The 13,380-nt window shown below is 66.8% G+C and carries 11 protein-coding genes; 4 read left to right on the forward strand and 7 right to left on the reverse strand.

The features are described 5' to 3' along the window. Nucleotides 1-43 precede the first annotated feature (43 nt). The 7 genes from typA to A5788_RS14945 form a co-directional block, all read right to left on the reverse strand. A complete protein-coding gene (gene typA / locus A5788_RS14915) occupies nucleotides 44-1,969 on the reverse strand; it encodes a translational GTPase TypA (RefSeq protein ID WP_064870355.1) in 1,926 nt (641 codons plus the stop codon). 175 nt (nucleotides 1,970-2,144) lie between these two features. Further along, the gene (locus A5788_RS14920; RefSeq protein WP_231894284.1) at nucleotides 2,145-2,936 is read right to left on the reverse strand and encodes an EamA family transporter; all 792 of its coding nucleotides are present in this window, start codon (nucleotides 2,934-2,936) and stop codon (nucleotides 2,145-2,147) included. A 160-nt stretch (nucleotides 2,937-3,096) separates the two neighbouring features. Next, a complete protein-coding gene (locus tag A5788_RS14925; protein WP_064870356.1) occupies nucleotides 3,097-4,536 on the reverse strand; it encodes a lipase family protein in 1,440 nt (479 codons plus the stop codon). 210 nt (nucleotides 4,537-4,746) lie between these two features. Beyond that, nucleotides 4,747-5,157 (reverse strand): NUDIX domain-containing protein, encoded by a 411-nt coding sequence (locus A5788_RS14930; RefSeq protein ID WP_082938052.1) that lies wholly within the window; start codon nucleotides 5,155-5,157, stop codon nucleotides 4,747-4,749. Continuing rightward, the gene (locus A5788_RS14935) at nucleotides 5,154-6,203 is read right to left on the reverse strand and encodes an ABC transporter ATP-binding protein (RefSeq protein WP_064870358.1); all 1,050 of its coding nucleotides are present in this window, start codon (nucleotides 6,201-6,203) and stop codon (nucleotides 5,154-5,156) included. The genes A5788_RS14930 and A5788_RS14935 overlap by 4 nt, the downstream gene beginning before the upstream one ends. Beyond that, complete coding sequence (locus A5788_RS14940) at nucleotides 6,200-7,843, reverse strand: ABC transporter permease (RefSeq protein ID WP_064870359.1); 1,644 nt, start codon at nucleotides 7,841-7,843, stop codon at nucleotides 6,200-6,202. The genes A5788_RS14935 and A5788_RS14940 overlap by 4 nt, the downstream gene beginning before the upstream one ends. Continuing rightward, a complete protein-coding gene (locus A5788_RS14945; protein WP_049698487.1) occupies nucleotides 7,819-8,877 on the reverse strand; it encodes a thiamine ABC transporter substrate-binding protein in 1,059 nt (352 codons plus the stop codon). The genes A5788_RS14940 and A5788_RS14945 overlap by 25 nt, the downstream gene beginning before the upstream one ends. 466 nt (nucleotides 8,878-9,343) lie before the next feature. On the opposite strand from A5788_RS14945, the gene A5788_RS14950 reads away from it, so the two are divergent. From A5788_RS14950 to A5788_RS14965, 4 genes are all read left to right on the forward strand, one after another. Next, on the forward strand, nucleotides 9,344-10,150 hold the full coding sequence (locus tag A5788_RS14950) for an Rv1157c family protein (RefSeq protein WP_049698488.1): 807 nt from the start codon (nucleotides 9,344-9,346) through the stop codon (nucleotides 10,148-10,150). Between the two features lie 267 nt (nucleotides 10,151-10,417). After that, nucleotides 10,418-11,359: a hypothetical protein gene (locus tag A5788_RS14955; RefSeq protein WP_064907308.1), complete on the forward strand. Its 942-nt coding sequence runs from the start codon at nucleotides 10,418-10,420 to the stop codon at nucleotides 11,357-11,359. 89 nt (nucleotides 11,360-11,448) lie between these two features. Further along, nucleotides 11,449-12,636, forward strand: a complete 1,188-nt coding sequence (locus A5788_RS14960; RefSeq protein ID WP_231894277.1) for an alpha/beta hydrolase — start codon at nucleotides 11,449-11,451, stop codon at nucleotides 12,634-12,636. After that, complete coding sequence (locus tag A5788_RS14965; protein WP_064870362.1) at nucleotides 12,636-13,361, forward strand: lysoplasmalogenase; 726 nt, start codon at nucleotides 12,636-12,638, stop codon at nucleotides 13,359-13,361. Before A5788_RS14960 ends, A5788_RS14965 begins: the two co-directional genes overlap by 1 nt. Nucleotides 13,362-13,380 lie beyond the last annotated feature (19 nt).

Consider the following 13,380-nt stretch of genomic DNA (forward strand, 5'->3'; position numbering starts at 1 on the left):
CCCGATGTTCACCCAGCACTCACCCCAACACTCGCGAGGTCGACTAGCCGGCCGCCTGATCACGCGACTTGGCCCGCGAACGCTCACGGGCACGCGTCGACGAATCGAGGTGCACCTTACGCACCCGCACGACCTCAGGGGTCGCCTCGACACACTCGTCCGCGGCGCAGAACTCCATCGCGCCCTCGAGCTCGAGGTGCATCGGCTTGGCCAGCGTCTCCATCACGTCTGCCGACGACTGACGCATATTGGTCAGCTTCTTCTCACGGGTGACGTTGATGTCGAGGTCTTCCGCACGCGGGTTGATGCCGACGACGTGGCCCTCGTAGGTGTCGTCGCCCGGATTGACGAAGAACGTTCCGCGATCGGCGAGCTGGATCATCGCGAACGGCGTCACGCTGCCCGCGCGGTCACTGACCAGTGAACCGGTGTGGCGTGCGCGGATCTCGCCCGCCCAGGCGTCGTAGCCGTCGAACACGGCGTTGGCGATGCCGGTGCCGCGGGTCTCGGTGAGGAAGTCGGTGCGGAAGCCGATCAGGCCGCGAGAGGGAACCCGGAACTCCATGCGGACCCAACCGGATCCGTGGTTGTTCATCTGGTCCATCCGACCCTTACGCGCGGCCAGCAACTGAGTGACCGCGCCGAGGTACTCCTCGGGCACGTCGATCGTCAGGTGCTCGAACGGCTCGTGCACCTTGCCGTCGACCTTGCGCGTGACCACCTGCGGCTTGCCGACGGTGAGTTCGAAGCCCTCGCGGCGCATCTGCTCGACGAGGATCGCCAGGGCGAGCTCACCACGACCCTGGACCTCCCAGGCGTCGGGGCGATTGATGTCGACGACGCGCAGCGACACGTTACCGATGAGCTCGGAGTCGAGGCGGTCCTTGACCATGCGCGCGGTGAGCTTGTGGCCCTTCACCCGTCCGGCGAGCGGCGAGGTGTTGGTACCGATGATGACCGAGATGGCCGGCTCGTCGACCGTGATGCGCGGCAGCGCGACCGGGTTCTCGGCGTCGGCGAGGGTGTCGCCGATCATGATCTCGGGGATGCCGGCGATGGCCACGATGTCGCCTGCGACGGCCGACTCCGCGGGACTGCGCTCGACGCCGACGGTCGCGAGCAACTCGGTGATCTTGGCGCGCTCGACGACGGGCTCCGCCGTGCCGTCCTCCTTGGTGATCTCACGCATCCAGGAGACGGTCTGGCCCTTCTTGAGCGTGCCGTTGTGGATGCGGACCAGCCCGAGGCGGCCGAGGAACGGCGAGGCGTCGAGGTTGGTGACGTGCGCCTGCAGCGGAGCATCCGCGTCGCCCTTGGGCGCGGGGACGTGCTCCATCAGGACGTCGAAGAAGGGGTCGAGGTTCTCGCCCTCGGGGACCTCGCCGTTCGCGGGCTCCACCGTGCTGGCGATGCCTGCGCGGCCCGACGCGTACAGGACCGGGAGGTCGAGGACCTGCTCGGCAGCGGCGGCGGCTTCGTCGTCGAGGTCGGAGGCGAGGTCGAGCAGCAGGTCGTGGGTCTCGGAGACGACCTCGGAGATACGTGCGTCGGGACGGTCGGTCTTGTTGACCAGCAGGATGACCGGCAGCGATGCGCTGAGAGCCTTGCGCAGCACGAAGCGTGTCTGCGGGAGCGGACCCTCGGACGCGTCGACGAGCAGCACGACGCCGTCGACCATCGACAGGCCGCGCTCGACCTCGCCGCCGAAGTCGGCGTGACCGGGGGTGTCGATGACGTTGATGACGACCTCGGTGCCGTCGGGCTGACGACGATGCACCGCGGTGTTCTTGGCGAGAATGGTGATGCCCTTCTCGCGTTCGAGGTCTCCGGAGTCCATCACGCGGTCGACGAGCTCGGCACGCTCACCGAACACTCCGGACTGGCGGAGCATCGCGTCGACCAGCGTGGTCTTGCCATGGTCGACGTGCGCGACGATCGCGACATTGCGGAAGTTGGGGACAGCGCTCACTGAGCTCTCTTTCATCTTTTTCGACGTCCCGAAGGCATGTGCGGGCCGTCGGCGATCCGGTTTCGGGCACCGGATGTGGACTCTACGACGCTCAACAGGGTATCTGCTCGGACCATGAGAGCGCGATCACACAGGTGGGAGTGGGTTTTGCGGTGCTCTTCGGGGGTCGCCGTCTTCACCGCGACCGACCACCGGCCTGGACCAGGATCGCCCCCGCCACGGCGAGGATTCCGAGCAGCTCTGTGAGTGCGGGGACCTGCCGTAACGCGATGAAGCCGACCACCGCGGCGGTCACCGGCAGCAGTGCGAGCAGCACGGCGAATCGTGCCGGACCCACCGACCGTAGGACGACCTGATCGAGGGCATACGGAACCGCTGTCGACAGCACTCCGAGCCCCAGCGCGAGCAGGATGAGCCACCACACGTTCTCGCCGGCCTTCACCGCCGGTCCGACGGTCAGCGCCAGCGGCGACGTCACGATCGCCGCGACAACGAAACCCGTTGTCAGATCCTCGATCCCCGCTCCGCGCACCGCGACGCGACGGCCGAGCAGGATGTAGCCCGCCCAACACGCGGCGGCCACGAGGGCCAGCACGACGCCGAGCACGCTCCCAGACCAGTGCACGTCGACGATGAGCGCCACGCCGATCACGGCAGCAAACAGTGCCGCGACATCGCGCCTCGTGCGTGATCCGGCCGCCGCCACCGCGATGGGACCGAGAAACTCCAGTGCGACTGTCGTGCCTAGTGGTAGGTGATCGAGCGCGAGGTAGAACGCGATATTCATTGCGGCCGTCATCAGGCCGAACACGCCCGCAAGGCGCAGTCGCGACCACTGCCACGCGGCGCGGCCGGGACGCACCACGACCAGCAGGACGAGCGCGGCCCCGGCGATACGCAACCACGCGACACCCGCTGGCGACACCGCGTCGAAGAGGTCTATCGCGATGGCGGCACCGAGGTACATCGACGTGCCACCCGCGAGCATCAGCGCGGGAGCCAGCCAGCGGACGTCACGCGTGGCGCGGAGCCGCTCGACCCGTTGCCGTCGCTGTTGCGTCACAGCCGACGAACCTACTCCGCGCTGCGGTCACCGCGCACGGCGGTTTGTGCCGACGCGGCCTCTGTCAGGACGAGCCGGATGATCCTGCCGAGCCTGTCGTCAGTCCGTTCGACGGCGCCTTCCGCACGCATCCGCTCGCCGGAGCCTTCCCGGCGAATCTGTCGGCGAGCCAGTCGTACGCCTCGTTGTACCCGGCAACTCCACCCGCTATGTGGCCCAACGCAGTTCCTCCGAGTACCGGGAAGGCGATATTCCGGTACTCGAGCGACTTCGGGCCCTTGGCGCACCACTCGGCGAAGAGTGTCTGACCTTGCGAAGCGGGGACGGTCGGGTCAACTGGATTGCTGGACAACAGGATCGGGATGTCGGTGGGCTTGTGCATACCGACCTTCTGCTCGTTCACGCGCGCGGCAAGCGCCGGGGTGGAGTCGATCAGCTCTCCGATCGTCTTACCGCTGGCCGTCCACGTACTCGTCTTGGGTGATCCGATCAGGGTCGTCGCCACGATGCACTGTCCGCGAACGAGATTCATCACACGCTTACCCTCCGCGTTCAGTAGCGGGGGAATCTGTTGTGCCATATCCGGATACAGCGCCATCGCCGCGTCGATCGCCCAACCGATCGCTCCCCCGAGGCGCTGACCGTCGAGGTGATTGAGCAGACTGCGCAGATCGGTTGGCGCCCCGCCCGCGTAGATCCCGACAACGTGCTCGGCAAGGTCGGGGGCGTAGTCGTCGATCAGTTCTGCCGCGGCCGCCGTGGCGGCACCGCCCTGCGAATAACCGGCGAGCGCAACCTTTGTCGCGGGATCCACGCCCGGCAGTTGCAGTGCGGCGCGGGCCGCGTCGATCTCCGCATCGCCCTGATCGACCCGCATCGCGAACGTATGGACGCCCGGCGTACCCAATCCGATGTAGTCCGTGCTGACAACGCCGTAACCCCGTGCGAGCAGGTTGTAGGTGATGAGAGCTTCGATCTCGGCCATAGGTCCGCCGGGAGGCGCCACGGTCGGCGAAGAGATCAAACGTGAAGGCGCACACTGGTCGCCCATACCGTGCGCGCCCGGCCCGTAGGACACGAGCGGCCGGGGTCCCGGTCCGGTCCACGGACGCGACGGCGCGAGGTAGTAGCCGCTCACCGCAACCTTCTTGCCGAGAGCGTTCGTCGACACGTACATGATCTTCGTCGCCGACGCCGGGATCTTCCCTGCGCGGTTCGGAACGGTGATGAACGTCGACATGGACTGTGTCCGAAGCAGTGTGCCCGCTGCGGGAAGCGGACCGGCGGGCGGCGTGTAGAACGGGTCGCTGCCGTCCGACGATCCCGCCGAGCCACTGTCAGCCGATCCAGACGACCCGAGGGGGGACGCAGCGGCGCGTCCGGCGTCGAGCATTCCGCACATTCCGGCCAGCGCAACGGCCGCCGTCATGGCCAGCGCGCAGCCGATGGTCGCTACCGATCGGCGCCCGCTGCCGCGGAGCCGACCCGTACGCCGATACGACATCGCTCCCTCGATTCCCGGTCTGGAACACCCGATTCGGCCCGTCGCCACCGTGGCGGGATAGACGCAAAGCGCGGCACCCGCCTGCCTCACGACGCAGCAGTGTAGGACAGTAAACCGCGCATTGACTGGGTCCGCTCGGCGATTACCGAATTGTCATCTACCGAGCCGACAGTCACCTCAATCGCCCCGACGAAGGACCGACGAAGGACCTCAGTCGCGTTTGCGCAGGACCTCGCACAGCTCGGGCACCCACGCGGTATCGGCAGGAACCAACTGGTTCGAGGCAGCCATGTCTTCGAGTTCGTCGACGCTCACCCAGACCAGGCGGGAATGTTCGACGGCCCTCGGCACGCCGTCGACGATCCGCGCCCAGAGCGCGACAAGTGTCAGGTCGTGGGCGAGTTCGACGGTCTCGGCGAGGAGTGCACCGACCTCGACATCGATCTCGAGCTCCTCCCGCAGTTCGCGACGCAGCGCAGCCGCCAGCTCTTCGCCGGGCTCGACCTTGCCACCCGGAAGTTCCCACAGACCCGCAACCTGAGCCGGATAACTCCTCTGCGCCAACAGAAGTCGACCATCGGAAGAGGTGATGGCACCCGCGACGACGGTCCGCATGCTCACGTGCCGATCACCGCAACGTGTTCGGGACGCAACCGTAGTGCGACCGAATCACCCACGCACACACCGTCCAGTGACACCGCGTCGATCTCTCCCACCGATGTCGACACCCGAACTCTCTGGCCTGCCGGGAGATCGGCTACCACGACGACCTCGCCACGGACCGAAGCGGCGTCACCGGACGCGTGCTGCACTCCTGGCCGTTCCGCGACGAGCGACTCTGCACGAAGTCCGAGTTCGCCTGATTCCCAACCACACTCGATGCCCAGTTCTCTCGGGTCGACGAGGCCCAACGGTGTGCTGATGGCGCCGTCGGTTCGTCGCGCCGGAATGATTGTCGTGCATCCGAGGAACTGCGCGGTCCACGCGTCGACCGGCCTTTTCCACAGTCGCGCAGGTGGACTCGTCTGCACGATGTCGCCCGTCCTCATCACCGAGATGGCGTCTGCAACGAGCGCCGCCTCGGTGTGATCGTGAGTGACCAGGATCGCGGGAGTCTCGGTCGCCCGCACCGCGCGACCGATGTCGACGGCGAGCTCGTCGCGCAATCTGCGATCGAGCGCGGCGAGCGGCTCGTCGAGCAGCAGCAGTCGGGGATGCGGCGCGAGAGCGCGCGCTAACGCGACGCGTTGCGCCTGCCCGCCGGACAGTTCGTCGACAGCACGCCGTTCAAAGCCGGGCAACTGGACGAGTTCGAGCATCTCCGCAACGCGCTCGGCGATCTGTGACCTGCCCATGTGTCTGGCCTTGAGTCCGTATGCGACATTCGCGCCGACGCTCCTGCCACCGAACAATTGTCCGTCCTGAAACACCACGCCGAAGTCTCTGCGGTGGGTCGGCACGCGGACCAGATCGGTTCCGTCGAGTCGAATGCTTCCTTGCTCAACCTCCTCAAGACCTGCGATGGCTCGGATCAGCGTCGACTTTCCACACCCCGATGGACCGAGCAGCGCGCTCACGAGCCCGTCTGCCCCGACGCTCCAGTCGAGACCGTCGATCACCGTGTGCGAACCGTAGGAGATGCGCACGCCCTCGAGTTCGAGTTTCACAGCGGTGCCCCCGACCGCGGCCTGAGCGCTTCGACGGCGACCATCGCCACGGCCGTCGCCACGACGAGCAGCATCGACGCGGCCATCGCGGTCGCCAATTGTGTTGCGCCGGGGCGGTTCAGCGCGGAACCGATCAATACGGGCAGCGTCGTCGTGTCGGCGCGCGCCAGAAAGCTCGTCGCACCGAACTCGCCGAGCGCCATCACGAACGCGAATCCTCCTGCGGCAGCCAACGACCTGCCGATCGCGGGAAGGTCGATGGTGCGCAGTACCCGCAGCGGGCCGGCTCCGAGCGTCGCGGCAGCAGCACGCGCGCGGTCGGGAACGGCGTCGAGCGCGGGCACGATGATCCCGATCACGACCGGTATGGCGATGAGCGCCTGGACGCAGGGAATGATCAACGGCGAGGACGACGTTCGCGCGGGGAGCTCCGACAGCACGATCAGATAGCCGAAACCGAGTGTGACAGCGCTGATCCCGAGCGGGATGAGCGCCAGGATCGCGCCGACCGTCCGCGCCGCGCCACGCGCGGTGTGCAGCGCGATCGCCGCCATGACTCCGACGACGAGCGCGATCAGCATCGCGAGCAACGCGGAGAGAAACGAATACCGCAGCGTCGCAAGTGGTGTCACACCGTTGACCGGGTCGGCGAGCGCGCGATAGCCGGCGAGTGTCCACGCGCCGTCACGACCGGGGCGAACCGACCGCACGGCGAGCACCACGATCGGAACGACCAGGATCAGAACCGTCCAGGCCCACGCGAGGGTCGCGGACACTCGCGCCCACCCCTGCAGTCGACGACGCCGAGGCGCGCGCGTGCTCGTGGCGAAACCTCGCGACCGCGCCGTGACGAGGCGCGTCAACACCAGCGCGACAACCACGACGACGATCTGCAGCAACGACAATGCCACCGCCTCCGGAATCCGGAAGTAGCCGATGGCCTGTTGGTAGATCTCGGTTTCCAGCGTGCGCAGCGTGCCGCCACCCAAAATGATGATCACGCCGAAACTGGTCGAGCAGAACAGGAAGATCAACGTGGCGGCGGCGCCGACACTCGGCAGCAGGGCCGGGGCGATCACGGTCCGCCACGCACGAAACCGACCGGCACCCAACGTGCGTGCCGCGTCCACGACACGAGTGTCCAGCCCGCGCCACGACGCACCGACCACCCTGACGACCACCGCGACGTTGAGGAAGGCGTGCGCGGCCAACACCGCCCACCATCCGGAACCGATGTGCGCGAACGCGAGCGGACCGTCGAACACGGCTCGGAACGCGACGCCGACCACCACCGTCGGCAAAACGAACGGCACTGTCACGACGACACTCAGAATCATCGCCGACGCTCCGTGCAGCCTCGACGACAACCAGACGATCGGTGCGGCGACCAGCAGTGCCAGTGCTGTCGACGCCGCGGCCTGGGCAAGCGTCACACCCAGCAGATGTGCCGCGTGCGTCCGCGTGAACAACTCCCCCAGCGACGCCGATCCTGTTGCGGCGTCGCCGTTCTGGCTGATTGCACGCCAGACGAGCGCGGCGACCGGCCACACGAAGAGCACCCCGAGAAACACCACGGGCACCGCCGCGAGCAGCCAGCGGCCGAGGCGGTTGCTGTTCAGCGACCGACTGCGCTGCGCCATTGCTGAAGCCACGTCTCCCGATTCTGCGCAATGTATGCGGGCGGTAGATTCACCGTCGACTGCGGGATCGGTGCGCGTTGTGCCCAGCCGTCAGGCAACGGCGTGTTCTTCTGCACCGGGTACACGAACATCGACGACGGAAGCGCCTTCTGCACTGTAGGACTCAGCATGAAATCGACGAGTTTGCGGGCGCCCGCCACATTGGGAGCCCCCTTGAGTACGCCAACGTACTCGACCTGCCGGAAGCAACTGTCGAGCAGCGCACTCGTCCCCGGCGTCGCTGCGGGCGACGAGGCATACGACAGCACTATCGGCTTGTCGCCCTTGCCTTCTCCCGCGGTGAAGAGCTGGTTGTAGGCGATCTCCCAGCCCGACACGATCGTCGCGCCCCCCGCGGACACCTGCTTCCAATAGTCCTGCCAGTTGTCACCGAAGACTCCGACGGTACTGAGTAGATACGCCATGCCGGGCGACGACGTGCCGGGGTCGATCAGTGCTGCCTGCTTGGCGTAGGTGGGATCGGTCAGGTCGCGCAGACTCTTCGGCGGAGTCTGCCCCTCGCGCCGGTACCACTCATCGTCGATGTTGAGGCAGACATCGCCGCGGTCGACTGCGGTCAACTCGTTGTTCGAATCGGGCACCGCGTACTGGTCGGCGCCGTCGGCGAGAGCGGGTGACGCGTACGACTCGAGCGCCCCGGCTTGAATGGGACGAGTCGCGAACGTGTTGTCGATCCCGTACACCGCGTCGCCCTTGGGCGAACCGGGCGTGAGTGACACCGTCGACGCCAATTGGCCTGCGTCGCCGCTCTTGACGACCTTGAGGGTCTGACCGGTCTCCTTCTTGAACTCGTCGAAGACCGATTGCGGGAGATCGAAAGAATCGTGGGTCAGCAGCGTGACCTGAGAACTCGACGACGAATCGTCGCCGCACGCGGTCAACATCGACGCTCCGACGGCGACGACCGCTGCGGCAACGGCACCGGTGCGCATCAGCCTTCTGCGCTTACTCCCCTGCCAGCGGGTGCGTCTCATTGCGGTCCGGTCTGTCACCAGCGCTCCTCATCTCCGGGCGATCCACACATCTCCTGGTGCTCCTCGCGTGCGTGATAGGCGCCGTCCGACACACCGCCACCTGACACAAACGGAGGTCGGGCGACACCGCTGAGTCAAAGACACACCATCGAGAAGACCGATCTTGATCGAACTTCTGTCGATCTAACCAGGTGCGTCGCGGACGTTCCGAGGACCAGCGGGCAGCGCCGGTCCCTTCGTAACATTCGTAACAATTGCATCACCTGTACCAAGAGTGCGGCACTCGCAGCGTTAGGCTCCCCTGGACACCGCCCCATCGCCGGGGCTTAGAATGACGCGCCGGCGTTTCCGGACAGGACGCCCGGGTAGGGTCCCCAGTGCACCGAGATTCAGTCCTCGATATCTATAGCGCTCGATGAGTCCCAGTGCCCGATAACTACACCGACAACCGATAGGACTCCGACAAGTGCGTCTCTCAGCACTGACCAGTCGCGCCCGCATCGCAGTGGCCGCAGCAACGGTCGCCGTCGCCGCTTCGCTCGCCGCCCCGAGCCTCGCGCACGCGGCACCTGCGCCCACCCAGGCCACGAAGGTTGACCAGCGCACGCTGGATTCCCTCGGAGCCTTCGCGCCCGCGATCATCGGCTCGGTCACCACCCCCGGACCGGACGGCAAGGTGAATGCGCAGCTGTTGCAGCAGGCGCGCGCGATGGCCGACCAGCCGGGTCTCCCACCACAGGTCGCCGCCACCTGGCAGAAGATCACCGACTTCCTCGGCGAGCCCGGCCGCCGGCAGGTCGCCCGGATCGAGGCCGCAAAGCCCGGCGACCCGGAGATCCCGCAGGGTCCGAACGCACCGAAGATTCAGGAGTTCCTCTACCCGACGCTCGGCTTCGGCTGCATGCCCGGCGGTGGCAACTCCCTCGGTCGCGCACTCGTGACGGCGGGTCCGCAGAAGGCGCCGGCCCCCGGCCCCAAGCGCGGACAGGCCGGGTACGTCTACACCAGCCTCGGCACCGGTCCCGCAATCAACAACCAGGCCCGCAAGCTGCTGGTCAGCTGGATCAACATCGACAACGGCCGCACCGGCCAGTTCCAGCTCAAGCGCAACGCGTTGATCAATGCGACCGACGGACCGGGCACGTTCACCGGGATCGCATCCACCGGTAAGGGACGCGTGATCTCCACGATCTACGGCGACGTGACCACCAAGACCAAGGGCAAGGTGCTCAGCTGCACCATCATCCCGACGATCGGGCTCGCGATCATCTGATCCGACCCGGGTAGCACTCTCGGCAAAAGGCCGGGGAAGCAACACATGCTTCCCCGGCTTTGTCGTTTCCGGCACCCGAGATCAGACCGTCGGATCGCATCGCTCGGGGGCGGCGTCGGGGATCGCGTCGGGGTCGCATGCACATCACAGCTCGGACTCGCGACTTGCAGAGCCAACCTCAACCGTGGTCTCTTGTAACTCTAGAAACATCTGTCACATCAGCACCACGCTACGACGCGTGGGCTGATGGTCGTGTCGAGGAGAAGCATGCTGATGTCGGCTCAACCCACCGCAACCGGTCGCCGCGAGCAGAACCGCCGTCGAATCCGCGTGGGCGTTGCAGGAGCGGTCACGGCAGCCGCGATGCTGCTCGTCGTCCCGGCGACGGCATCGGCGGCACCCGCGTTGCCCACCCCGCCGACGACGCTCGCTCCCGATCCTCAGGCGCTCGGCAGCGTTCCCCTCGACCACGAGCTCGCAGAAGCAGTCAAAGTGCTCAAGGCCGCAGGCGTCGACCAGATGGCACTCAAGGCGGCCGAGGCCGTGAAGTCCTCGCTCGGGCAACTCTCCACCGCCGACATCGAGAGCAAACTCAACACCCTCTCCGTTGCCCTCGGTGGCGCGTCGGCCTCGCGCGACGTGAGCGCCACCGGCGTCGCACCCCATCCCGTCGCCGGTTCCGACGTCGGGTCCGTTCTCAAATTGCTCGGCATCCAACCGTTCTCGCCCGCCATCGCACCGTTCTGCGCAACGCCGACCGAAGACAACCCGCTCGGGCTCGTGACAGGCGCTGCCGGTGCGGCACCCGGGCCCTGGCCCGCCAAGGATGAGCCGATGAAGGTCGTCGAGCCCCTGGCGCCGCTGCTGAAACTCATCCCCGGCATCACGTTGCCGGAGAAGCTGAACCTCGTCGACAAGGGTGAGACCGCGTTCGCATTCGTCCCGGCCACCATAGGCACCGGCACGGCCGACGACGGCCAGATGCAGGTCGCGTGGTTCAACACCTCGACGCTCCAGGGCGGCTTCGAAAAGCTCGCCCCGGTGACGGATGCGCGCGCGAAGGCCCTGCAGCCGTTGCTGTCCGGTGTGCGCCTCGCACCGGTCAAGACCGGAAGCGGCACCGTTCTCGCCGCCATCTACGGAACCTCGAACAACGCGGGACGCTCGTGCTTCTTCCTGCCCGCAGTCGGCGTGGTGAACGCCAAGTGACCACGTCATCTCGGCGTCGGAGGCCACGGAGGCGAAATCACGCATCGGACAGATCACTTCGGGTAGCGACGTGCGCAGCCTTGGTCAGCGTGAGCCTCGCAGCAGCACCTGCCCTGGCATCGGCCGCGCCACCACTGTCGGGTGGTAACACGCAGTCCTCATCGGACACCGCCAAGACTTCCGGCGCCACAACGAGTGTCGATGCCACCACGACCACCGGGGCAACCACAGCCACCGGGGCGTCGGCAGGTTCGGTGTACTCGCGCCGGTCGATCCCACAGCCGGATCTGGTGCCCGGCGCGGCGAATGGCACCGTGTTCACCTACGCGACAACCGGCGCAGATCACAAGCCGCGACAATCCAGTGGTGTGCTCCTGACGCCCTTCGGTTCCGTTCCCGCAGGCGGATTCCCGGTGATCGCCTGGGCACACGGCTCGCGTGGATTGGCGGACGGGTGCGCACCGTCGGTGCGGCCAACCGTCGCCGATCTCGACCAGGCACGCACATGGCTGTCGCGTGGGTACGCAGTGGTGAGCACCGACTACGCAGGACTCGGAACCGCCGGCACGCCACAGTATTTCGACACAGACGCAACCGCACGCAATATCGTCGACGCCGTGCGCGCCACCCAATCGTTACGCAGCGATGTCTCGCGTCGCTGGGCAGTCGTCGGTCAGGGGCAGGGTGCTGCAGCCGCCGTCACACTCGCTCGAATCGGCCAAACACTCGGTGGCTCCACTCTGGACTTCCGCGGTGCCGCCGCATCGTCGATCCCGGCCCAATTCTCGTCGCTGCTCACCAAGCTCGGCCCGGGCACCGTCAACCTGCCCGCCGGGCTGACGGCCGACGCCCTCTACACCCTGAGCGCCATCAGCAGCGCGCGCCCGTCCGTCGACGTCGTTGACTACCTCACCGAGAGCGGCAGAAGCTGGTTGAACCGCGCCGCGCAACTGTGCGTCGCCGATCTGACCCGCGAGGTCGATGGCATATCACTGGGATCGCTGTTCTCCAAACCACTTTCGGGCAATCGCGAGCTCGCAGGCGTTCTCGAGGCGGCCTCGGTGTTGCCGGTTCGTGGCTTCACCCGACCGGTGATGATGACGCAGGGCCTCGTCGACCCGTCCGTGATCGTGCCCCTGACACTGAACTACATCAACGACGCCCGGATGGCCGACAGGCAGGTCTCCCCGCGACCGTATCTGACCCTGTCTGCCGACAGCGCAAACCGGATGGCCGACAACGACATCCGGTCGTTCATCGCCACCACCATGCGCTGATGGCGGACCGACAGCGAGCCGCGTCGGCGAGTTTTCCTCTCGCCTACGCGGCGGCGTCGGCTGCCGCGAGCGTCGCGGGAGCATTCGGGACACGACGCACCGCGGCGCTCACCAAGCCGATCCCGCTCGTGCTGCTCGCGGGGCGAGCACTGCTGCGTCGACAGGAACGACACCACACCGGTCTCGGCATCGACGACGCGCTACTCGCCTGCGCCATAGCGTTTTCTGCGGCAGGTGACCGCGCGATGCTCGTCGAAGAGTTCACGCCGACCGACACCGAAGCCGATCGCGTGGCAAAAGACCGTCGACTCGCCACGGGTGCAGCGCTTTTCGGCGTCGCCCAACTCAGCTACTGCGCACTGCTGTGGCGCCGCGGTGCCCGGCCGACGGTCAAGGCGTTCGTACCGAGGATGGCGGCGCTGGGCGAGTCGGCTGCGATCCTGGCCGCCAACCGACCTCGCCCCCTGCTCGTGCTGGCGCCGTACGGCACCTCGTTGGCGTCGATGTCGACCCTCGCGGGCACTGTAGATACCCCGCAGCCTTCGGCTCGCATCGGCGGGCTGTTGTTCCTCGCATCGGATTTCACGATTCTCAACCGCCGCCACCTGATCGCGGGCGCCACGGTGCGACGCCTCAGCGAAGTCTGGGTTCTCGCAAGCTATTTCGCGGCACAGTATCTGCTCACCGATGCCGTCGACATCGCCAGGTCAGCCGAGACCGACTGAATTCAGACTTAACTCGACT

Origin of the sequence: Gordonia sp. 852002-50816_SCH5313054-c, assembly GCF_001665925.1 — a bacterium.
In the GTDB taxonomy this organism is placed as follows: domain Bacteria; phylum Actinomycetota; class Actinomycetes; order Mycobacteriales; family Mycobacteriaceae; genus Gordonia; species Gordonia jacobaea.